The organism is Actinomadura opuntiae, from assembly GCF_030283205.1.
GTDB lineage: Bacteria > Actinomycetota > Actinomycetes > Streptosporangiales > Streptosporangiaceae > Spirillospora.
Map to the genome: position 1 here is coordinate 100,479 of NZ_JASNWF010000018.1, position 22,226 is coordinate 122,704.

Here is a 22,226-nt window from a genome sequence, read left to right on the forward strand (position 1 = left end):
AGAGGTCGGGCGGCCGCACCAGTTACCGAGGTGTGCGCCGCGCATTGTGTGCGGTTTAGGGCCCGTTGCCGGTATCGAGCTCGATCTGCTGTCCGAGCAGCGTGATCTGAGTGGGCGTCAAAACCCCGCGGTACAGCCAGACGTCATCCAGCGCTGTAGGCCAGAAGTCCGATCCCGCACCGCTGCCGCCGAGTGCGTTCCGGCCGACCTGCAGGCCGCCGGTGCCCTTGAAGGTATGGACGTTTCCGGCCGCCGAGTCACCGTCCCGACCGTTCGTCGCGGACCCGTTGATGTACAGGGTCATCGTCCGGTTGGTCGCGTCGTAGACGATCGCGATGTGGTCCCAGTCGTCCTCGGTGTAAGCGGAGTTGCTAGTCAGCACCTGTGGCTTGGAGGCATCGGTGGCCGGCAGGTCGGCGTTGTTCATTTCCAGTTGCCAGACACCCAGATCGGCTGGTTCCTTCGCGTCCGGGACGTAGCGGAGCGCGAATGCGTTGGCTGTCTTTCCTGGGAGCGAGAACACTGTGGCGGTCTTCTGCGGACGGGAGGCGAGGTTCTGCACCCAGCCGGTCAGGGTGAAGCTCTCGTCGGTAGAGATGGGCGGTGTGTCGGTCGAGGCGAAGGCGCCCAGCCCGTCCAGCTGCAGTCCTGCTGCCGAGGCGTACGGGTCCTTGAAGCCGGCGCCTTCGACGATGGCCGCCTTGTTTTGCAACGTCAGCGGCGGCACCGTTCCCCCATCGCGGCTTTCGCCGGGGCTGAGCGCGCCAGTCGCCGCGTTGAGCTTCCAGCGGGCCATAAGGATCGGGGCCTGCTGGTACAGGGCTGCGATCTCCGGGCCGGAGATGATCCGGTCGAAGACCTGCACGTCGTCGATCGATCCCGTCCACTGGTCGGCGTTGTTGCCCAGCCATTTGCTGCGACCGATTTGGAACCCGCCGGCGGCGTTCCACGCCGCCGGCACCGCCGGGCTCGCGGTGCCGCGTTCACCGTTGACGTAGATCTGCAGATGGTTGGTCTGGTCGTACACCCCGATCAGATGGGTCCAGGTGTTCAACTCCGCCGGTTTCGCCGACACCGCCTGGTAGGAGCCGGTCTCCTCAGAGTCGGACTTCACCATCGACAGGACCCACTTGTTCAGCCCGCCTTCGTACTTGAGGTAGAAGCCGCTCTTGGACGTCCCGTCCTGGCTGAGCACGGTGCGGGTCACGCCCGCCTGGGTCAGCCGCACCCACACCGACACCGCGAACTGCTTGCTGGTGTCCAGCACCGGTCCGTCAGTTCCGGCGTAACCGGAACCGTTCAAGGCCAGAGCAGTGTCGATCTGCCCCTTGCCCCCGAAAGTCGCGCTGCCGTGAACGGTCGCGGTGATCGTTGGTTCCCCGTCGCGGGTTTGCGCCGCCGCCGTGGTTGAGCCGGCACTTTCGTCCAGCTTGAAATGCGCCTTGGCTGGAGTTCCCTCGTTGACCAGGAAGTTGATGCTCGCCGTCGCGGAATCCTGCCCCGACGGGGCGAGCGCCAGCACGGTCACCGAGTTGGGTCCGTACCGGTTCGGGGCGAGCTTGACGGTCCGGGCGGCACCGGCAGTGGTCGCCACCGTCATCAGCACCACCTGGTTGAGTCTGACCTCGTACCGGTCGGCCACCTTCTCCGGGTCGGTGATCGTGAACGAGCCCACCTGCCCGACGCCACCATGCCATTGATCGTCATCGGGGTAGTCGGTAGAGGTGATGGTCGGCGCCGGTTTCGCCGGGTCGTAGGTGAAGTAGCAGGCCGGCGCCGTCCCGGTCGAGGACCAGGGCCCGTACTGCTCCCCGTCCCACGCCCGCGCATGCCAACCGATCAGGGTCTTCTGCGGAATCGTGCTCGGCAGGGTGACATGCCGCTGAGTACCGGTCTTGGTCGGCGGTGCGATCAGCCCCGATGTCCACCGCTGGACGAAGCCCTTGCCGTCACCGGTGTCCCAATTGGCGGCAAACTCCGGCTCAACCTTGTTGGCGTCCTCGTCATCGGGGTCGGAGAAGAACGCGTTAAGGGTCGGCACCTTGTTGATGACGACCGGATCGCTTTGCGGCGCGCAGCCTCCACCCGGCGTGGTGCTCATCGTCTGGTAGTTGGGGGTGTTGGGCGGGTTGTTGTACTGAATCGACAGGTAGGCGTCGTCGGAGAACCGCTTCCACCAATCCATCGACGACTCGCTGTAGGCCTTCAACCCGAACGTGATGTCGCCGTAGCCCTTGTCCAGCGCCGACTGCACATGCTGCTGCAGCAAAGACCCGCCGAACTCCACCGCCGTGCTCGAGCAGTGCGCAACATCACGCGAGTCCAGATGCTCACCCCAGGCGCCGCCGTCGTTCCATCCCCCGACCGTGTTGTTCCAGGTGGCATACGACTTCAACTGCAGGGTCCGCCACAACTGGATCGAGGTGGGGTTCTTGCAGTCATAGGCGCCGGTCTCGAAAGCGGTGAACTCCACCGACTGGACGTAGCGGCCCTTCAGCGACGGCAGCGCCACCTTGTAGAACAGCCGCTTGGTCTGGTTGATGACGCAGTTGCCGTCCTTGGCCACCTCACAGCGACCGACGCCCTCGGTCGACTTGCCATTGAACTGGTGGTAGCTCTGGTTCGGATACCCCGACGACACCATTCCCCAGTCAGAGGCCTTTTTGGCGCCCCACACCGGGTCGATGTACACCGGGAACGTGGTGTCCGCCGCCGTCAGCAGGTTCTGGTCGGGAGCCAGGGTGAGCTTGCCGTCGGAAACCGCGACCTTGACCGGTGCGCTCTTGGCGCCCTCCGCCGGTCCCTCGCTGGTGTCCATGGCGCGTGCCTGCGGGGTGGTCGCCGTCGCCGATCCCTGGCTGGGCGTCGGCGCCTTGGTGGAGTCCCACATCATCGGGGACGGCGCATCGAACACACCCATCCCGGCGGACGTCTTCGCGGTCAGCACCCCGCTGGATGCTTCCTGCGTCACCGACAGCCCCGGAGCCGACAGCGCCAACGCCAGCTGCGTGAGCCGCGGGTCCTTGGCGGCCTCGGCGGTCTTGACCACCAGCGTGTGGGCGAACCCGTCCGCCTGCGCCCGCAACTGCAGATCAACGCCGTCGCCAAGCACACCCTTGTAGGTGGCGGTGTCACCGGCGAGAGTCGGTTCGGGCAGCGGCTGCGGCCACGTCAACGCCAGCTTGCGGCCCGCGCGGGTCATCTGCACCATCGGGCCGCTGCCGCCTTCAGAAAACGACAGCCCGACTGCCGTCGCTGCCGGCACGATCGCATCCCCCGAACGGTGCAGGGTGGTGTCGATGTCGGCCCACCTGCCGTCCTTGCGGGTGCGGATCGGCTGGATGTGCTGCTCGACCTCCATCCGCCCGTTCGGCAATGCCCGAACCGTACGGCTCTCACCCCGCTCGGCCAGCACCTCCACGGGCTCGCCCGAATCCCGAGCCGCCTTCAACGCCTGCTGCTCGGTCGCCGCCGACGTCGGCACGGTGTCATCCGCTCGCGCGGCCGGCGCGGCCGCCAGGCCCGGGATCTGCAGCAGCGCCGCGACCAGCAGCACTGCCAGCGCCCCGACTGACCAAGCCGGACGCCGCAACACCAGCGACCTGGAACCGGGCGCACGGCGACGCACAGCACCGACAACACGAAGGCGCACAAAGACCCCAAGGACATAAAGGGCGGATAAAGCTCCCTCAAGGTAAGCGGTTAGTTAACCTTCGTAAAGATGCCAGATGATCTACGTTTTGTGATCTATATCACTAGCCGTCGTCGTAGCCCTACGTGACCGTCTAGGCGTCTTCTCTTGATTGCGATACACGCCTTCGCGACAGTCTGCGAAGTTTCCGCTGCTCAGCAACGCTCGTGCCCAACAATAGGCAGCAGGCCGTTACGTACCGTGATGACAATGGTGGTCGTAATCCTGTGGCCCTGGGAGCGGTCAGCGCGCTTACCGCTGCACCAGACCCTCGCTGTACACCAGGGCTTCCAGGCGGCTCTGACCCGCATCGGTCCGCGCCAGCTGAGTCCTCAACGAGCGCAACGCTGCCTAAGAGCGTGTCTCACGTGGGTTGCGTGTGTTCTGCGGGATAATGCGGGATCGTGTTGTCGGATCTTGCGTTGCGTCTGGTGCCGGATGAGTTGTGGGAGCTTGCTGAGCCGCTGATACCGGCGTTCAGGCCGCGGCGGCAGGGTGGCGGGACGGCGGCGGTGGATGATCGGGCGGTGTTCACCGCGATCGTGTACGTGCTGACCAGCGGGTGTGCGTGGCGGCATCTGCCTGCGGAGTTCGGTGTCAGTGTGCCGACCGCGCATCGCCGGTTCACCGCCTGGACGCGAGCGGGGTTGTGGCCGCGGCTGCATCGCGCGGTGCTGGACGAGTTGGGTGCGCGGGGGCAGGTGGACTGGGCGTCGGCGATCGTGGACGCCGCGGCCGTTCGCGCGAAAAGGGGGGCACGCTGACCAGCCCCAATCCGGTCGATCGAGGCAAGAAGGGCAGCAAACTCCACGTACTGTCCGACGCCGCCGGGCTGCCACTGGTGGTCGCGGTATCGGCGGCCAACGTCCACGACAGCCAGGCACTCAAGCCGCTGCTGATGGCATTGCCGGCGATCCGGTCCCGGCGGGGGCCGCGCCGGCGCAGGCCGGTCAAAGTCCGCGCTGACAAGGCTTACAACTCCGCCGAGCATCTGGCCTGGCTGCGCAGACGCGGGATCGTCCCGCGGATCGCCCGAGCGGGCGTCGAATCGAGCGAACGCCTGGGCCGCCACCGCTGGATGATCGAACGGACGCCGGCCTGGCTGTTCGGCTACCGGCGTCTGACCGTCCGCTACGAACGCCACGGCCACCTGTTCAATGCCTTCCTCGCCCTCGCCGCCGCCATCACCTGCTACAAGAAGCTCACAAAACTACCCACGTGAGACACGCTCTAAATCTCCCCGTTCCGATCTACTCAACAACTCATCGCTCGGAGCGAATGAATCGGGCATAAGGGCATCCCCATACTCGCCGAATTCGCTGCACGCCGGACCCGTGCAGTTTCGGTGCTGCCTGACACACATTCGCGCGAACATGTGCACTTTGCCGAAGGATTCGTTGGAGGCAACGGCGATGGCGGTCTCTTCTCGGTCGGCCAGGATCTGGAACAGCAGGTCGGTGCCGCGTTTGTCGAGTTCGAGGTAGCCGAGCTCATCGATGCAGAGCAGGTCGACGCGGCCGTAGCGGGTGATGGTCTTCTTGACGATCCGCTCGTCGGCGGCCTCGACCAGCTCGTTGACCTGCTTGCGCGGCGCGTCCAGATCCGCCCACAGCATCTGATCGATCGCCGGATTGAACGCATCCAGCCGCGACCGCGTCGGCGGCATCCGCTTGCGCTCCTTGGGCCACGCCGAGGTCAGCGCCTCGCGCACCATCCGCCGGTGCACCCCGTTCTTGCGGGCCAACGCGCGGATGCCCATGGCTTCCAGCCGAGCGTCCCGCCGTTCGCGGCAAACAGCTCCACCTCGGTCATCCGAGCCATCGGCGCTCCCTCACGCTCGGAGCACGCTCAGCGTCCCACCGCAACCCCTCAGGTGGGGTCAGAACAAGCTGGAACGGCATCGGTCGCTCCAGCGGTGGCGCCACAGCTCACGCCTAGGTGGGGCCGCGACTCGTTCTTGGAATCAGTCCGGCCCGTCCCAGGCCGGCGAACATGAAGCTCAGCCGGAAGATCGCGGCCACGGCGTTCGGCGTCCTCGCCCTCGGAGCCGCGGGCGCATCGCTCGCGTAGGGGAAGGAACAATCGGGACGAGGGTTGTCGGCGAGCAGATCGGTAGCGGTCATGACCTGGGCCAAGCCTTTGGCATCGTCCGAGAGGTAGCGGGAGCCGGAGGAGACAGCCCGTTCACTCCATGTGACGCTGTAGGTCATCAGTTGGTGAGCCCGAACCGGCGCCGCACCTCGTCTCGCGGGATCGCCGTCACCGTCCCCGTGTCCTGCTGTGCGCGGTACTCGGCCAGGGCCTCCGCCTCTTCCGCGTCGGCTTGCTCGGCGAGCTGCGCGCGACGTTCGAGTTCACGCAGCCGGCGGTACTCGTCGAGCGGGACGACCACGGCGGCCTCGCCGCCGAGGCGGATCACCTGATGATCGTCGCCTACCGGGAGTTCGGTCATGGCTGCCATGCTAGATGAGGAGTCCGACGCCCAGCGCGGAGCCGGAGCGCCGTGCCCTGATCGTGCCCGTTGGGGTGGTCGGCAGCTGGGGTGCTACGGTCGTTCGCGGGGCATGGATGTGGCCGTTGACCTGCATCTTCGCTGGTTTCAAGATCGCGGCTCCCGAGTTCGACGATGACGGGTTCCGCCCGCCGCACCGCCTGAAAGCAGTACGCCGCCAACCACTCCACCGATTCCGGGACATGGCCGTGGGCGTCGGCATGGCGCACGAGCTGGTTGAGGTTCACCCCGACCGCATTCACCTGACGGCTGGCATTCCGCAGTTCGCATGCAATGCGACGAGGGCCCCGTCCACCGGCCGCCGCTCGCGAATCGCAGTGCGAACCGTCTTCACGACGAAGGCACTACAGGCGAGACCGGTTCGCGTCGCCACATCGTAAAACTCTTCGTACTCCTGGTCGCAGAATCGGATTCTCAGTTCTCGCCTCGCCGCCCACCGCTGAGCTTCGCTCGGCGCTGCAGCGGCTTGGCCCCGTCGCGGCCTTCTTTTGGCGTGATCACATGCCTCCACTCCTGGCTTTTTGCTGGCGAATTTCTCACTATCCGGTTCGCGCGGCAGAACGAGAATCGCCGAGAACGTCTCCGATTCGGCCAGTCGATCCAATGAGGGGAGGCTTCACCCACACAGGATGCGAGGAGGGGCAGCCACGCCGGTCCTCCCACTGACGACCTTCCCATATTCTGCCTGACTTGGCTCAATTTAGTGCGCGCATTCCGGGCGGTGGATCTGTTTGAGCGCGTGGCGTAGTCGGGTCGTATAACAGACTACAGGTACGGAATCTGATGATCATGGCCCTTGACACAGTCCGTGATCTTCGAGGTGCTTCGTGTCTGCCGCGTCATCATGCCTGTTTGAGCATGAAAGGGAGCCCGTCGATCCCAAACGTCACTCACCCGCTCAGCAAATTAGCCGGCAGGGTCGGCGGTGTGGTGATTTCCGCTCCCCGGAAGGAGGCCGTCTATGCCGTCCAGAATTCGAGTTAGGCCGAAAGTCACGTCACTGTCGTCGATATCATCTGAATAATCACCGCCCAGCATCAAGGCCGCCACAATGGGATATCCGTGCTCGCGCAGCAATGGCAGCAGGAAATCCTGCACGGCGGTCGATTTTACGGAGCCCGCGCTGCTCTGCCTGAGGTCGCGGCGTATGCCGGCGATCCGGCGTGCATATACATCGAGCAGCAAGGCGCACTGAATTGCCTCCTTGGGGCTGAGCCCGGCGCCGGTAAGGGTTTCCAGAATGACCTCGGTCCAGCGCAGCAGGTTCGGCGTCATCGGCGCGCCCCGGACGGGCAGGTCCACCAGCCAGGGATGGACACCGCACCGGTCGATCATCGCCTGGGTCCAGGTCGTCGCCGCGGTTCGCCAGCGGTCGGCGCCCGACACCAGATCCGGTGCGGGGCCCCATCCGGTCTCGGCGACCAGCACCAGCAGCTCATCCCTGGATCTGACATATCGGTAGATCGCGTTGGCCGTGAGCCCGAGTTTCTTGGCGAGCTTCGGCATCGACAGCGCCGCGAAGCCATCCGCGTCGGCCAGGTCGATGGCCGCCTCGACGACCTGCTCGACGCTTTGGGACGGCGGCCTCCCGAGCTTGCTCGTCTTGATGGGCAGGCCCCAGGCGAGGGCCAACCCCGGCGGCAGCTCCTGCGGATCAACGCCAGTTGACATCAGTGGATCGCCCTCACAGATCTCGCCGAACGCTTGACTTTGTGCGTCCCTTACACTTTTATTCGTGTGTACCTTACACGAAGAGGATCGGGACGTGAACACTTGAGACGGCTCATGCAGGGCCCAACAACAGGCCGCGACCGTTCGCAGCCCACCGTGCCAGGTCACCTGCGGACACTACTCGCCACCGCGGTGCTCTTCGGCGCCTCGGCATGCGCCGGAGCGGCCGGTGCCACGTCGGCGAACCAGGCCGGGACGGGCCACGATCACTCCACGGTGATTTCAACCGATGCCGGCGCCGTACGCGGCACGCTCACCGCGAGCTCGCGGCTGTTCCAGGGAATCCCGTACGCGGCCCCACCGACCGGGCCGCTGCGCTGGGCCTCTCCACGGCGTGCCGCATCGTGGTCAGGCATCAGGGACGCGACCCAGCCCGGCAACCGGTGCGCGCAAGCGGAGGGATTGATCGACAAGGCCAGCATTACTGAGGACTGCCTCTACCTCAACGTCACGACGCCTCGCCACAGCAGCGCTCGCAAACTACCGGTGATGGTGTGGATCCACGGCAACGGCTTCATCAACGGCGCCGGAGGCCTCTATGACGCACAGCGCCTGGCGAGCACGGGCAACGTGATCGTGGTGTCACCCAATTACCGCCTGGGCATCTTCGGATTCCTTGCACATCCGGCCCTCGATCACGGTGCGGCCCGGCATCTTTCGGGCAACTTCGGGCTCGAGGACCAGCAGGCTGCGCTGCGATGGGTCCAGCGTAACGCCGCGGCGTTCGGTGGCGATCGGGCAAACGTCACCATATTCGGCGAGTCGGCCGGAGGTACAAGCGTCTGCTCCCATCTGGCGGCTCCCGGCTCGGCAGGGCTCTTCCAGAAGGCGATCGTGCAGAGTGCGGAATGCACTGGGAGAAAATGGTCACCGGGTCCACCGACCTGGTTCCCACTGCCGCGCACGGAGCGTGAGCAGCACGGACTCGACGTCGCCTCCGAACTCGGCTGTCCCAATGTCCGTACAGCCGCGGCCTGCCTGCGGGACATAAAATCAGTGGAGAAACTCGCCAAGTGGTCCGACGACGGCATCGGATCCGGGCCTACAACGGGTGGCGGCGTGCTTCCCCTCAGCCCGCAAAAGGCATTCGCCACAGGCCATTTCAATCGCGTGCCGCTCATCCAAGGCATCACGCGCGACGAACATCGCCTCTTCACCGCCGCCATCGAGGCCGCGACAGGCAAGCAGACGACCGATGCCAGCTACCAGGAGGAAATCCACACGCTCTTCGGGCCGACCGACGCCGCGCGGATCCTGGCTCGTTACCCCAGCGATCATTTTCACTCCGCTGGCGAGGCGCTTTCCACCGTCGTGACGGACTGGGCGTGGGCCTGCCCTGTTCTTGATCGAAACCGCGCACTGTCCGCACACGTACCCGTCTACGCTTATGAATTCAGCGACGAGAATGCCCCATGGTTCACCACCCTGTCGAAGCCGAATTTTCCCACCGGCGCATTTCACGGTGCCGAGCTTCAGTACCTCTTCGACGACGAGCAGCTTCCCGGGCCGGCAACAGGCGCGCAACGCAGGCTCTCGAATCAGATGATGCGTTACTGGAGTCAATTCGCGCATACGGGAAACCCGAATGGTCGCAACTTGCCGTATTGGCCGCCATTCCAAGGAGGCGAACAGGTCCAATCGCTGGCGCCGAGCGCAATCGGGTCAGCAGATCTCGCCCAGGAGCACAAGTGCACCTTCTGGGCCTCAATCGGCAACTGATCGCGTAATGCGGACCGCGCGCACGGGGATGGCCCGACGAACCGCTGACCGCTCCCGGCGTCCAGCGGCGCTCCCCGCACGCGTGGCGGGGAGCACCGACGGGGCACGGCGACACGCTGTAAGTGCTATCAGCAAATGGGGCGCGTGGGTCGTGTCGCAACGGGCTGCAGGCCGAACTCCGCCGTCGCGTCGAGGCTGGTGATGTAGCCCTTGAGCCCGGCCGGCGCCCGGGCCTTGGCGACCTGCTGATCGATCCCGCGCAGGGTCCGGCGGGCCCGGTCGGCACGGTACTGGTAGTAGATCACCTGATCCCGCCGGGCGCCGGTGGTGCCGACGGCCAGGGCTGGGTGAAGATGTGCCCATCGGGGATCCCGGCGTCGCAGTGCTCGCGCCGCCACTGTTTCACCACATACGGGACATCACCGATCTGCACGTTGAGGATGAACGACAGCCCCGCTTGCTCGATGGCCTGTTTGTTGGCGTCGGAGATCATGCCCGCGTCCGCGACGATGGTGACGTCGGCCAGGTGGTGGGTGGTCATGAACGCATCGGTCAGCAGCCAGATCGTAACCTGCGGGTCCAGCCTGCGCTCCTTGCAGAACCCCGGCTCGCGGAGCCCGTCGCCCTGATCGGTTCGAAATACAGCGTCGACACGTCATGCAGCACCAGGCAGGCCGGGCCCAGCCGGGCACGCCACCTCAAGCGGCTGCCGCCACGCCCGCTCGGCAAACACCGGCAGCCGCCGTTTCACCGTCGCATACGACGCCGCGTCGCCCCCCGCCTCCTCCAGCACGCGCAGGCTGTCCCTTACATGCAGGGCTTTGATCCGGGATGGGTGTCGCGATCGCCTTGGAATACAGCGCCACGAGATGCTTGGACGCCCGGAGCATGGGCGATCCAAGGTTTGTACTCAGCGCTTGGTCTCGTACCTGGTCAGGAGTACGCCGTCGGGGAACGTCCGTGTCTCCATCAGAGTCAGGTTCACCCAGTTGACCAGGGCCGTAAAGAACGGGGTGCCGCTGCCCACCAAGACCGGTGCGGTGACCAGCACGTACTCGTCGATCAGCCCGGCCCGCATCGCCGCTGCGGCAAGTGTGGCGCCGCCGATGTCCATGGGGCCGCCGTCCTCGGCCTTGAGCCGGGTGATCTCGGTGACCGCGTCGCCGGTGACCAGGCGGGTGTTCCAGTCGACCGTGCTGGTCGTCGAGGAGAACACCACCTTCGGCATGTCCCGCCAGCGGCGGGCGAACTCGATCTCCGCCGGGGTGGCGCCAGGCTGCTGGTCGGCAGTCGGCCAGTAGGAGCTCATCGTCTCCCACAACCTGCGCCCGTACAGCGACAGGCCGGTCGCCCCCACCCGGTCGGACCACCACTGGAACAGCTCGTCGCTCGGTACGCTCCAGCCGAGGTCGTCGCCGGGCGCTGCGATGTAGCCGTCCAGGCTCAGGTTCATGGCGAAGGTCAGTTTCCGCACGCGTCAGCCTCCTGTGAGTCGGTACTCGGCGTACAGACCAGCACGGCGCGGAAAAATCACCGGTCAGGCCACACCGAGGGCCGATTCACCACCACGCCAAGCGGATGTTGCGTAGGGACGGGGACTCCGTACGTACACCCGACCGGCAACCCGAAAGCGAGTTTTCTGTTCGCGGGTCGAACCGGGTTCTAGGCACCTTTGTTGCTGGGCCTGGTTGCGGCTAGTAGACGTTTACGCTCGGGGGTGTAGTGCCACCACGGACGGGCGGGGCGTCCTTCGGCCTGGTCAACGGCGGACATGATGGTGTCGAGCAGGCACGGGTCGAGTGCCTCACCGGAGGCGGCCGACATCTGCTCGTACAGCTCGACCGGGTCCCTGTCCGTCAGTTGGGTGATGCGGGTGATGCCGACGCGCTCGAAGTAGCCGGCCACCGCCCGGCCGACGTTGACCAGTTCGGTGAGGTCGGACCCTTTGAGGTCCGCTCGGTCGTGTGAGTTCACGGTGTCGCCTCCTTGCTCGGTGTGGTCCGGGCTTGTGCCACCGTCAGGCGCGCGGTGGTGTCCACGTCCGGCTGCCATGCACGCTGGACGCGGGCCACGGCCCGGTTGAGTGCCGTCCGCTCGTCGTCATACCTATGTTCACCAGGTCGGAAGACCCGGCCCGGAGATCTGTCCTTGCAGGGCAACGTAGTCCCGTACTTGACGGGGGTCTTGCAGGAATCGGACGTCGCGGGCCCCGCGCCTGGGTGCTCGGGGCATGTGGCGGTGGGCGCCGGGCCGTGCGCCGTACCGCACCGAACGGCTATCCGCCGCTTGGACGTCTGCGGGCGTATCGGCCGCTGACCAGGAAGTACGTCGAGTCCCTGTTGGCCCGGCCCCGGCAGGGACGAAGACGGTCACGCGTCTGCAGGCGCGTCGGGGCCGGACGACTCTCGGAAACGTGCCGTGCTGCCTCTAAGATCCGCTGCCATGGAGCCCAAAGCGTTCACGAGTTCTCCAGTGGTCTGGCTGGTGACCGAAGACATCCACCTCATCCGTGCGGACACCATCACCGGCATCGGCGTTACCGGCGAGCAACTCACCGTCTGGCAGGGTGACCGGGCTACCACCGTGGTGCAGGCAGGCGTGCGTCCGCAGTTCTCCGCGAGACACGCCGGCCTCTTGGCTCAGTGCCTCGCCGCCGCTGTCGGCAGTCCGCCGCTCGATCGTGGAGGCAAGCCCTTCCCCCTCGTCTACGTGTGGCTCTACCTCGATGACGCAGAAGATCCCTGCTGGCAGGTCGGGGTCGCGGGCGGCGATGAAGACTCCGAACCACCGTTCAGTGCCAGCGCGCTGGCCTGAATCGGCAGGTCAGGGCACGTAGCTACGCCTCATCACCGGTTCGGGGGCGGGGGTTGCGGTGTGTTCTGGGCTGGGCGTGGCAACGTAGTTGCTGGACCGGGAGGGGAGCCGTGACCACATATGCCTTCGACGAGGAGCGGCGCGCGATCGTCGGGGTCTGGGAGACCGGGTCGGGTAGTGCTGCTTTCAGCTTTGCCGGGCTTCCGCTTGATGTCCCCGTCGGCGCGGTCCAGCATCTCACTCTGGCTCTGACCAGGCTTTCTGCTCAGGCGTGGCGTACCTACACCCATCCGGCGTCCGCCGCGGACGAGCAGGAGGTGAACAGCGAGGGATGGCGACGCGCGCAGCATCGGGAGGCGTTCGCGGTCGTGGCGCAGGCTCTGGCCAAGCCGAACCTCCCCTCGGACGGCGTGCTGGCCGTGTCGTACAACCCGGTCGAGGAGTGCGCCCATCGAGTCGGACGCGCCTTGCACGACATCGGCGATGCGGAGCTGAGCAGGCTGGTCGGTGTTGAGGTGCAGGCCGAGTTGGACGCGATCGAACGGGCGGAGATCGGTGATCTCACCGGACGCGCCCGTCAGGCCCTGGCTCTCACGCGTGCCGACGCCTCCCCCGTCCAGGTTCAGGCCGCTGACAAGATCCTCAATGCGGACCCGCTCGGCAGCCCGAGCCTGTTCACGGAGGTCGAGCCCGCGGCTGCCGCCATTGCGGCGGCGCACTGGCTCCAGGCCGCCGCCGACGTCACGTCCGAGACGACCGGCTACGCCACCACCCAGATCATCGAGGAAGCGGACAGCATCGAGGCCGTCGCGCACGAGACCCCGACCCTCGTGCTGGAACAACTCGCGGTCGGCCTCAGCCCGTATGAGACGGTCACCAGCCTGATCCGGGGCGCGATGATCGTTGCCGAGGGCCGGATACCGGATCTCGACGAATTCCTTGAGCACGTCTCCGAAGCCGAGATGCTGGCCCGGAATCACCATGATCCGAAGTTCCGCAGCATGCTGCTCAAAGAACTCCGCACTACTCCCCTGGATCCGAAACGTCCGGCGCACGACCTTCTGGAAGATCTGCTCGACGGCATCCGCGGCTGCTGGCTCATTTATCAGGAAGACGCCTCGGACGACGACGACTTCGCCGAAGAGGTTCGCGCGGAGGCCAACGCCAATCGCGATCGGCTCACCTGACTCCCACTCGCCCGACGCCTTCGCCGTTGGAAAATCGGTTGCTTATGGTGGTGTGGGACGCGCTGAATACTGCGCATGGCCGATACTCAGGGCTCGTACGATGACCGGTTCGCCGCGGTGCCTCACGCGCTGGCCGGGTTGCTGGACGCCGGTGACGCGGGCGGATCGGCGGCCGTCTTCGTGGACGGCGAGCCCGTGGTGGACGTCTGGGGCGGGTTCGCCGATGCGGAGCGCACGACCGCCTGGCAACGGGACACCCTGACCAACGTCTGGTCGGTCACCAAGACGATGACGGCGTTGTGCGCGCTGGTGCTGGCCGACCGTGGCGAGCTCGATCTGGAGGCGCCGGTCGGCCGGTACTGGCCGGAGTTCGCCCGCGCCGGCAAGGAGAAGGTGCTGGTGCGGCACGTGCTCGCGCACACTGCAGGCCTGCCCGACTGGGACGGGCCGATCGAGGAGCTGTACGACTGGTCGTCCGCCACCGCGCGTCTGGCCGCGCAGGTTCCACAGTGGGAGCCGGGAAGCGCGGCCGGGTACCACTCGCTGACCCAGGGGTATCTGGTGGGCGAGGTCGTCCGCCGGATCACCGGCCAAAGTCTCGGCGACTTCTTCGCCCAGCAGGTGGCAGGGCCGCTGAACGCCGACTTCCACATCGGTCTGTCCGCCGAGCACGACCACCGGGTGGCGCTCACGGTTCCGCCGCCGTCCCGAAACGAGGACTATGCCGCAAGCGCGCCCGGCAGCAGCGCGGCCCCCGCCACCGCCACCGTCGTGCGGGTCCGTGACGGGAACAGTGCCGATTGGCGGCGGGCGCAGATCCCCGCGGCGAGCGGCTTCGGCAACGCCCGCTCGGTCGCCCTCGTGCAGTCGGTGATGGCCTGCGCGGGAGAGGTGCGCGGACGGCGGCTGCTGTCGCCGGCGGGCTGTGACCGTGCGCGGCAGGAGCACTTCCAGGGCATGGACCGCCTCCTGGGCATGCAGGTCCGATACGGCCTGGGCTACGGGCTGTTCGGCAGCTCCTTCGGGTGGGGCGGCTGGGGCGGCTCGATCATCATGGTCGACCCCGGCGAACGCATGGCCGTGGCCTATGTGACGAACCAGATGCGCGAACCCGCGGATGACGATCGAGGGCTGGAGATCATCACGGCCGCCTATGGCGGGCTCCTCGCCTGAGGTCGGTGGTCCGTGTCACAGGAGGTGCGGGTGGTGCGTCCTTGGCGGTATGAAGTCCACCATCACCGTGATCGGCGGAGGTCTGGCGGGTTTGACCGCTGCCATCGCGAGCGCTGAGCAGGGCGTCGATGTGGTTCTGTTCGAGGCACATCAGAGCTTGGGCGGCAGGGCTCGGTGCTCGCCTGCGCCCTATGTCGCCAATGACGGTCCCCATGCGTTCTACAAGGACGGCACCGCGTGGAGGTGGCTGGCGGCTCGGGGGCTGACGCGGCCTGCGGCGCGGTTGGGCGTCGCGCAACTGGCCCGGGTGCGGTTTCGTCACGGCGGCGGGCTCAAGCGCTGCCCGCCCGCCGGACTGGTCGGCATGCTCACCGCCGGCCGAGGACGGCGCGCCCCGGTCGACCGCTCGTTCCGGGACTGGGCCGGCGCGCAGTTCGGGACGTCCGCCTACCGGGCCGCGGCGGGTCTGCTGGGTCCGGCTCTGTTCGAGGCCGACCCCGGCCGGCTCTCGGCCGCCTTCGTCTTCGAGCGGCTGTTGCGGGTGGGGTCGTGGCGCCAGCCCGTCACCCGCTATCCGGTGGGCGGCTGGGGCGCGCTGGTCGACAGGATGGCCGCCCGTGCCCGCCACCTGGGCGTACGCATCGAAACCGGAGCGCGCCTGGATGCGATCCCCACGGCGGGGCCGGTGATCGTGGCCACCTCGCTGGACGCCGCCCGGGGGCTGTTGGGTGATGGGAGCCTGCGGTGGGAGTCGGGGCGGTGCGTCCTGCTGGACGTCGCCCTGCGGTGTTCGCGCGCCGACCAGTGCGTCACCTTCGACCTGCAGGACGGCGGCTTCGTCGAACAATTCGGCGCACAGGATCCGAGCCTTGCGCCGCCCGGCGAAACGCTGGTGCAGGGATCGATGCCACTGTGGAACAACGAGTCCAAGTCCGACGGCCTGAGGCGTCTGGAGGCCCTCTACGACCTGTGCGCCCCGGGCTGGCGCGGCCGGCTGACCTGGCGTCGCGACCAAATCGCCGTCGCGCGCACCGGGGCCCTCGACCTGCCCGGCACGACCTGGCGCGACCGGCCCGCCATCAACCGTGGCGAGAACGTGTATCTCACCGGAGACGCCGTCGCCGCTCCCGGGCTCCTGGCCGAGGTATCGGTCAACAGCGCCCTCATCGCCGCCCGCCTGGCCACCGCGAACTGATGCCTCACTCCAGGTCGAGGTCCTTAGGCACTTGCCTCGGATGCATCTCGACACGGAGGCGGACGTAGCGCACCGAGTGGCGCCATCGGCCGTGTTCCGTGGCGGCGTCCGCGCTGATCTCCGCCACCAGGGTGGGGACCACGCGGATGTACGGGGTGGGTTTCTCGGTGCCGGGCATTCCTCCGGCCCATCCGGCAGGGAGTTCGGCGGGCCAGGGATGCTCGTCTCCAGCCGGGCGCAGGAGGGCGGCCAGTTCCTGGGCTGCGGACGGGGGCAGCGGTGCGGATCGGGCGACGACGCGCAGGCGGCCGTCCTGCTCGTAGCGGCCGAGGATCAGGGTTTGGGGCGCGGCGAGGGTTCCGGTGACGCCGCCGATGATGGCTTCGGTGGTGGTGCGGTGCTTGACCTTCCACCAGCCGCGTTTGCCTTCCCGGTAGCGGCCGGCGGCGGCCTTGATGACCAGGCCCTCGATGCCCTGGGCGGGCAGGATCTCGAACCACAGCCTGGCCTCACCGGTGTCGCGCAACTGCGGGCACAAGACGATCAGGGACGGTTCCGGGACGTCGGCCAGGAGGCGTTCGAGGGCCTCGCGGCGCTCTGACAGGGGTTTGGGCCGGTAATCGATCCCGCCGGCTTCCAGGACGTCGAACACCACGTAGTGGCACGGCTCGGTCAGGGCGAGGTCGGATCCGCGTCGGGTGACGTGGCGGCGTTGCAGTGCGGCGAAGTCGAGGCGCCCGTCGCGTCCCCAGCGGACGATCTCGCCGTCCACCACGGTGCCGGGCGGGAGGGCGTCGAAGAGGGCCAGGACGACTTCGGGAAACGCGTCGTTGAAGGGCTTCAGGCGCCGCGACCACAGGCGGACGCCGCCGGCCTCGTTCACGATCGCCAGCGCGCGGAACCCGTCCCACTTGGGCTCGTACCGGCAACCGCCCGGGCAGGCCCGTTCGTCCGGGATGTGCTCGATCGCCGTGGCCGCCATCGGGACGACGGGTCCACCGATCCGCATAGCCGCCCCCAGAAACCAGTCCGTGGTGTGCGGCTACCCGCCACGTCGGCGCCGACAGCACCGCGACCGGTTTCTTGGTTGGCCGATGGGCGGGTCATTGCGCTGCCGTCGTCCCCCGCCATCGCCTTGACCGGCGCACGCGCCCCCTCGGACCCGACCGATCCGCTCGACCCGCACCACCGTCCCGACCCCACGGAGCGGCATCGCGTCGCGTTCGAGCGCGCGCTGCGGCGCAGGCCCGAGCCCGACTTCTGAACGGATCAGAGCCGCATGAGCTTGGTGACAAGTGCGGTGAGCTGGGCGCGTTCGCCGGTGGTGAGAGGGGCGAACGTTTCGTCGAGGTAGGAGGGGACGGTGCCCTCCGCCTCGGCGAGACGGTCGCGACCCTCGTCCGTGATCGTGACGGCGTAGGAGCGGCGGTCGTCGGGATTGCGCTCTCGCCGGACGAGCCCGGACCGCTCCAGGTCGTCGCACACGTTCACCATGACGCTGCGGTCGATGCGCAGCTCCTCGCTGAGCGTCTGCTGGGAGCAGGGGCCGACGGCGTCGAGCATCTTCAGCACCAGATGCTGGCCGACGCCGAGGCCGTGCCGGACGGCGTGGGCATCGGCGGCACGCGCCAGGTACGCGGCGGCCCGGCACAGGGCGATGTCCGGGCGCTCGGCCGCGAGGGCCGGGAAGTACGCAGGTCGGACGGGCTTGGACGGCATGGGTCTCCTGCTCGGTCGGCCCGCACGAGGCTACCAGAAATCATCTTTCGGATGATTGTTTGACAGCAGACGATCTGTGATCATACGGTTTTGATCGTCTGCTCGCAGACGATTCTTCGGCCCCTCCGTCCGAGCCTGGGAGAACCTCGATGACGCTTCTCGACCTCACACCCGACGAGCTGCTGTCCACCACGCGGGCCGTCCGCAAGCGGCTCGACCTCGACCGGCCCGTCCCGCGCAGGCTCATCGAGGAGTGCGTCGACCTGGCCACCCAGGCGCCCACCGGGCGCAACCGGCAGCGCTGGCACTTCATCGTGGTGACCGAGCCGCGCCTGCGCCGCAGGGTGGGCGACATCTTCCGCCGCGCGCTCGCCGCCGCCGAGGGCCAGCCGCTGACCGAGCAGGACGTCCGCCGCATGAACCACGCTCCGCGCTCCACCCAGGGCGTGTTCGACGGGCTGCGACACCTGACGGAGAACATCCACCGCGTCCCGGCGTTCGTCATCCCCGCCATTGAAGGACGCACCGACCACGCCTCGGCGGCCGTGCAGTCCGGAACGTGGGGCTCGATCCTTCCGGCGACGTGGAGTTTCATGCTCGCCGCCCGCGCCCGCGGCCTCGGCACCACATGGACCACCGCACAGGGGCCGCTCGAACGCGAACTCGCCGGCGTGCTGGGCGTCCCCTATGACGAAATCATGCTGGCCGCGTTCATCCCGCTCGCCTACACGATCGGCACCGACTTCAAGCCCGCGCCCCGCGTCCCCCGCGACCAGGTCCTCCACTGGGAGCACTGGTGACCGCTCCGCCGACGGTAGCGGCGGACGGGCCGTTTATCGCGTCTCGTCTTCCATGTCTTGCCGGAAGATCCTTCGTCTGTACCACGCGTCGAAGAGCAAGCCGAAAAGGACGGCAAAGCCCAAGCCGAGGCAGCCGGCCAGGATCCACGAAGCATCCGGCGCCATCACGATCCGCATGAGCACGCCATACAGGACCCCGCCCATGGCGTAGAAGATCACGCGCACGGCGAGCGGGCGTCTCGGAACTCTCGATTTGGCCACGCTGTCAGCACCTCGGCATGGGGGACGGGTCCGATCATCCCACTCATTCCCTGAATGGAGGGGGGAGGATTGCTTGGATTGTGTGGCGGGCGTTGGCGGAGATGATGGGGTTGGTGTGGCGGTAGTACGGGAGTTGGATGACGGCCATGGACAGGGCCCAGCCCCGGCCGCGCAGCCAGGTCGCGTCGTCCACGTCCGCGATCTCCCTGAAGGTGTCCCTGGCCGCGGCCGGCAGCAGGTTCCAGGCGACGATGAGGTCGCAGGCGGGATCGCCTATTCCGGCGGTGGCGAAGTCGATGACGGCGGTGAGGCGGCCGCCGCTGACGAGCAGGTTGCCGGGCATGAGGTCGGAGTGCACCCAGCAGGGGGCCGCGGTCCACGCGGGCGCGGTCACGGATTCTTCCCAGGCGGCGATGGCGGCGTCGGCGTCGAAGGGCTCGTCGGTGCGGCGTAGCTCTTCGATCGCCTTGCGTGTTTCGGCGTCGACGGTCGTCAGCGGGCCTCCGCGATAGGCGCGAGGGGCGCCTTCGATGTCGACCTTTCGCAGTGTCCGCACGAATTCCCCGAGGTCATGTGCGAGGTTTTCGGGGTCGGCGAGTTGGCCTTCCAGGGGGTTCTCGCCTTCGATCCAGCGATGCACCGACCAAGGCCATGGGTATCGGTCGGCGGGTTCGCCGTGGGCGACCACGGTGGGGATCGTGACGGGAAGCGCAGGTGCGAGTTCAGGCAGCCATCGCCGCTCCCATTCCAGGTCTTTGGCGCCGTTCCTGGTCAGCGGGAGCCGGACGGTCAGAGCGTCGCCAAGCCGATAGACGGCATTGACGGTTCCGCCGGAGACGAGCCGTTCGATCGGCAAGTCCGCCCACTGCGGGAATTGCCCGCGGACCAGCCGTCGGACCAGGTCGTCAGAGATGTCGGCCTCGTCGGCGTGCATCTTGGGCATCCACTCACACGACCAGCCGACGGGTTTTCCGTCAACGGGATTGTTGACGGCGAGCGGCCGGTGTCAGGTGCGCTGCCAGAGCGTCGGGACGGCTCCGGGGTGCCAGTCGCTCTGGGCGGTGTGCGCCTGGATGCAGACGTAGCTCGCGCCGTTGTAGGTCACCCGCGTTCCCGGTGCGGCTTCCCGGCGGGGGCGGTGTGCGTCTCCTGCGGCTGGGTGCGGGGCTGCCGGGTCTGGGACGAGCGCGGTGTCGGGGACGGCGCGCCTCGCGTGCTTGCGGCGCCGGTGCGCGGCGGGACGGCGCGCCCTCGGCGTGCCGGTGGTCGTCCCCGCTGCCTCGCCGGTTCCGTCGCGAGCGTCCCCTGGCGTGCCTCGCCCCCCCCATGCCCCTGCTCCCGTCCCCCATGTGATCAGACAGGGCAAGCGTAAGGCGGCGAGGCACCGCGGGGGGGCTCAGAGCAGGGCGTACATGCGGATGGCGACCGCGTCCTCCGCGACGCCGCGGGCCAGGCCGACGAAGACGGTCTGCGCGAGCCACCGGTGCGCCGGCGCGTCGGTGCGGAAGGCGGGCGAGGTGCGGTAGTACACGCCGGGCCAGCTGACCTGGAGGTCCCCGTCGTACTGCTCGGGGCTCTTGGTCTCCTCGTGGTAGTAGCCGCGGTTGACGATGTCGATGACCGCGCCGTCCTCGGCCTGGATGAGGTACCGCGCGTCGAGTTCGCAGATGCGGCCCCGGGTGTTGGACCAGTCGCCGCCGCCCGGCAGGACGGTCCCGCGCATCAGCGGGCCGTCCACCGTGCCGCCGGTGATGGGGGTGAACTCGGTCCTCTCCCCGTCGCCGTGTCCGACGTGCAGGGAGGGGGCGAGGTCGGCGCGGATCTCGAAGGCGAAGGTCAGGGCCGGCGCGAACGCGGAGGTCTCAGTCTCGGGCATGGCGGCAGGCTAGCGAGGGACGCCAGGAAATACAACAGTGTTGTACATCGCTGTTGCATCTCAGTCGCCCAGGTCAGCGCCGGGCGTGCTTGGGCAGCAGGCCGACGAGGAGGAGGGTGACGGCGTAGAGGACGGCGCCGACGGCGAAGACGAGTTCGGCCGCGGCGGTGTAGGAGCCGGTCCCGCCATGGCCGACGCGGGTGAAGAAGACCGTGCCGAGTGCGGCCACGCCGACGGCTCCGGCGAACTGCTGGACGGCGTTGAGCATGCCCGCGCCGGTGCCGGCCTCTTCCGGCGTGGCGTCGCCGAGGATGTAGTCGACCAGCGGGACGAAGACCAGGCCGGAGCCGAAGCCGGTGACCAGCAGCGCCGGGGCCAGGTTCCACGAAGTGATCGCGGCGCCGAAGTGCGCGACGGTCCACCACAGGGCGAGCAGGCCGGCGACGGCGACGGCGAGCCCGAGTTGCAACGTGGCGCGGCCGAGCCGCTCGGCGAGGAAGGCGCCGGCCAGGCCGACGGAGACGGCCGTGCCGAGCGCCCACGGGATCAGGGTGAGCCCGGCGTGGATGGCCGTCCAGCGCATGCCGAGCTGGAGCAGCAGGTTGGCGACCAGGGTGAACGCGCTCAGCGCGGCGAAGAACCCGCCGGTGATCAGCAGGCCGACGACGAAGCTGCGCTTGCGGAACAGCGACGGCGTGATGACCGGGTGCCGGCTGCGGCGTTCGGAGACGACGAACAGGGCGAGCGCGACGGCGGAGCCGGCCATCATCGCGTAGGTCCACACGGGCCAGCCGAGTTCCCGGCCCTGGACGAGCGGGACGATGAGCAGCGCCGACGCGGCGGTGAGCAGGGCGACGCCGGTGAGGTCGAGGCGGACGGCGGCGTCCTCGCCGGCGCGGTGCGGCAGGACGCGCCAGGCCAGCGCGGCGACGGCGACGCCGATCGGGACGTTGATCATGAAGATGGAACGCCACTCGCCGCCGAACAGGTCCACCTGCAGCAGCCAGCCCGCCAGGATCGGCCCGGCGACGGTGGCCAGGCCCATCACCGGGCCGAACGGGATCAGCGCCTTGCGCAGGTGCTCGGGCGGGAAGACGACCTTCACCAGGGCCAGTCCCTGCGGGATCATCACGGACCCGAACAGCCCCTGCAGGATGCGGGCGACGATCAGGAACGCCGGGTCCGGGGCGAGGGCGCAGGCCAGCGAGGCCAGGGTGAAGCCGGTCATGCCGAGCAGGAACAGCCGGCGGCGGCCGAACAGGTCGCCGAGCCGCCCGGAGGTGACCAGGCCGAGGGCGAAGGCCGCGGTGTAGCCGGCGAGCACCCATTGCAGGGTGACCGGGCCGCCGCCGAGGTCGGCGTGGATGGCGGGCCCGGCCAGGTTGGCGACGCTGGAGTCGATCAGGTCCATGAGGTCGGCGATGAAGACGACGGCCAGCACGGCCCAGGCGTGCCGCAGGCTCAGTGTCGGGGCGGCTGATCGAGGGGGTGTACGTGCATCGATGCTCATGGAACACCGTTCTACACTAGAACGGTGATCCATACAAA

General features: G+C 67.9%; 21 protein-coding genes and 1 pseudogene. 8 read left to right on the top strand and 14 right to left on the bottom strand.

The window, feature by feature from the left end:
• Positions 1-55: 55 nt before the first annotated feature.
• Positions 56-3,556, bottom strand: a complete 3,501-nt coding sequence (locus QP089_RS34130; RefSeq protein ID WP_285917339.1) for a LamG domain-containing protein — start codon at positions 3,554-3,556, stop codon at positions 56-58.
• Between the two features lie 539 nt (positions 3,557-4,095).
• Between QP089_RS34130 and QP089_RS34135 the strand changes: the two genes are divergently transcribed.
• Positions 4,096-4,913 (top strand): IS5 family transposase gene (locus tag QP089_RS34135; protein WP_446474109.1). Its coding sequence is split into 2 segments (ribosomal slippage): positions 4,096-4,443 and positions 4,446-4,913, totalling 816 coding nucleotides; the frame shifts between segments, so codons are not numbered across the junction.
• Here QP089_RS34135 and QP089_RS34140 read toward each other — a convergent pair.
• The 3 genes from QP089_RS34140 to QP089_RS34150 form a co-directional block, all read right to left on the bottom strand.
• The gene (locus QP089_RS34140) at positions 4,902-5,450 is read right to left on the bottom strand and encodes an ATP-binding protein (RefSeq protein WP_285917341.1); all 549 of its coding nucleotides are present in this window, start codon (positions 5,448-5,450) and stop codon (positions 4,902-4,904) included. The two genes, QP089_RS34135 and QP089_RS34140, sit on opposite strands and share 12 nt — an antisense overlap.
• A gap of 450 nt (positions 5,451-5,900) precedes the next feature.
• Positions 5,901-6,143 (bottom strand): hypothetical protein, encoded by a 243-nt coding sequence (locus QP089_RS34145; protein WP_285917343.1) that lies wholly within the window; start codon positions 6,141-6,143, stop codon positions 5,901-5,903.
• Positions 6,144-7,109: 966 nt separating this feature from the next.
• Positions 7,110-7,874: a TetR/AcrR family transcriptional regulator gene (locus tag QP089_RS34150; protein ID WP_285917345.1), complete on the bottom strand. Its 765-nt coding sequence runs from the start codon at positions 7,872-7,874 to the stop codon at positions 7,110-7,112.
• 192 nt (positions 7,875-8,066) lie between these two features.
• Here QP089_RS34150 and QP089_RS34155 point away from each other — a divergent pair, with 192 nt between their 5' ends.
• A complete protein-coding gene (locus tag QP089_RS34155; protein WP_285917347.1) occupies positions 8,067-9,653 on the top strand; it encodes a carboxylesterase/lipase family protein in 1,587 nt (528 codons plus the stop codon).
• Between the two features lie 182 nt (positions 9,654-9,835).
• On the opposite strand, the pseudogene QP089_RS34160 reads toward QP089_RS34155, so the two are convergent.
• From QP089_RS34160 to QP089_RS34170, 3 genes and pseudogenes are all read right to left on the bottom strand, one after another.
• A pseudogene (locus QP089_RS34160) lies at positions 9,836-10,458 on the bottom strand (IS1634 family transposase); the annotation flags it as partial.
• Between the two features lie 105 nt (positions 10,459-10,563).
• Positions 10,564-11,127 carry a dihydrofolate reductase family protein gene (locus tag QP089_RS34165; RefSeq protein ID WP_285917349.1) on the bottom strand — a complete coding sequence of 188 codons (564 nt, stop codon included), beginning with the start codon at positions 11,125-11,127 and terminating at the stop codon, positions 10,564-10,566.
• A 188-nt stretch (positions 11,128-11,315) separates the two neighbouring features.
• Positions 11,316-11,627 (bottom strand): helix-hairpin-helix domain-containing protein, encoded by a 312-nt coding sequence (locus QP089_RS34170; RefSeq protein ID WP_285917351.1) that lies wholly within the window; start codon positions 11,625-11,627, stop codon positions 11,316-11,318.
• A gap of 468 nt (positions 11,628-12,095) precedes the next feature.
• Between QP089_RS34170 and QP089_RS34175 the strand changes: the two genes are divergently transcribed.
• From QP089_RS34175 to QP089_RS34190, 4 genes are all read left to right on the top strand, one after another.
• Positions 12,096-12,467: a hypothetical protein gene (locus QP089_RS34175; protein WP_285917352.1), complete on the top strand. Its 372-nt coding sequence runs from the start codon at positions 12,096-12,098 to the stop codon at positions 12,465-12,467.
• A gap of 110 nt (positions 12,468-12,577) precedes the next feature.
• Positions 12,578-13,654, top strand: coding sequence for a hypothetical protein (locus QP089_RS34180; RefSeq protein WP_285917353.1), 1,077 nt, complete (start codon positions 12,578-12,580; stop codon positions 13,652-13,654).
• A gap of 75 nt (positions 13,655-13,729) precedes the next feature.
• Complete coding sequence (locus tag QP089_RS34185; RefSeq protein WP_285917355.1) at positions 13,730-14,827, top strand: serine hydrolase domain-containing protein; 1,098 nt, start codon at positions 13,730-13,732, stop codon at positions 14,825-14,827.
• 49 nt (positions 14,828-14,876) lie between these two features.
• Positions 14,877-16,022, top strand: coding sequence for an NAD(P)-binding protein (locus tag QP089_RS34190; RefSeq protein ID WP_285917357.1), 1,146 nt, complete (start codon positions 14,877-14,879; stop codon positions 16,020-16,022).
• A gap of 4 nt (positions 16,023-16,026) precedes the next feature.
• On the opposite strand, the gene QP089_RS34195 is transcribed toward QP089_RS34190, so the two are convergent.
• Positions 16,027-17,031, bottom strand: a complete 1,005-nt coding sequence (locus tag QP089_RS34195) for an ATP-dependent DNA ligase (RefSeq protein ID WP_285917360.1) — start codon at positions 17,029-17,031, stop codon at positions 16,027-16,029.
• A gap of 78 nt (positions 17,032-17,109) precedes the next feature.
• Between QP089_RS34195 and QP089_RS34200 the strand changes: the two genes are divergently transcribed.
• Entirely contained in the window at positions 17,110-17,286 is a 177-nt protein-coding gene (locus QP089_RS34200) for a hypothetical protein (RefSeq protein WP_285917362.1), read from the top strand.
• Between the two features lie 5 nt (positions 17,287-17,291).
• Here QP089_RS34200 and QP089_RS34205 read toward each other — a convergent pair whose 3' ends face one another.
• Complete coding sequence (locus QP089_RS34205) at positions 17,292-17,741, bottom strand: MarR family winged helix-turn-helix transcriptional regulator (protein WP_285917364.1); 450 nt, start codon at positions 17,739-17,741, stop codon at positions 17,292-17,294.
• Between the two features lie 149 nt (positions 17,742-17,890).
• On the opposite strand from QP089_RS34205, the gene QP089_RS34210 reads away from it, so the two are divergent.
• Positions 17,891-18,541, top strand: coding sequence for a nitroreductase family protein (locus QP089_RS34210; protein WP_285917366.1), 651 nt, complete (start codon positions 17,891-17,893; stop codon positions 18,539-18,541).
• A 33-nt stretch (positions 18,542-18,574) separates the two neighbouring features.
• On the opposite strand, the gene QP089_RS34215 is transcribed toward QP089_RS34210, so the two are convergent.
• From QP089_RS34215 to QP089_RS34230, 5 genes are all read right to left on the bottom strand, one after another.
• The gene (locus tag QP089_RS34215) at positions 18,575-18,802 is read right to left on the bottom strand and encodes a hypothetical protein (RefSeq protein WP_285917368.1); all 228 of its coding nucleotides are present in this window, start codon (positions 18,800-18,802) and stop codon (positions 18,575-18,577) included.
• Between the two features lie 43 nt (positions 18,803-18,845).
• Entirely contained in the window at positions 18,846-19,736 is an 891-nt protein-coding gene (locus QP089_RS34220) for an aminoglycoside phosphotransferase family protein (protein ID WP_285917370.1), read from the bottom strand.
• 72 nt (positions 19,737-19,808) lie between these two features.
• Entirely contained in the window at positions 19,809-19,907 is a 99-nt protein-coding gene (locus tag QP089_RS48930; RefSeq protein WP_353070658.1) for a carbohydrate-binding protein, read from the bottom strand.
• Positions 19,908-20,198: 291 nt separating this feature from the next.
• Positions 20,199-20,678 carry a DUF3237 domain-containing protein gene (locus QP089_RS34225; RefSeq protein WP_285917371.1) on the bottom strand — a complete coding sequence of 160 codons (480 nt, stop codon included), beginning with the start codon at positions 20,676-20,678 and terminating at the stop codon, positions 20,199-20,201.
• A gap of 73 nt (positions 20,679-20,751) precedes the next feature.
• A complete protein-coding gene (locus QP089_RS34230; RefSeq protein WP_285917373.1) occupies positions 20,752-22,188 on the bottom strand; it encodes a DHA2 family efflux MFS transporter permease subunit in 1,437 nt (478 codons plus the stop codon).
• Between the last annotated feature and the right edge of the window lie 38 nt (positions 22,189-22,226).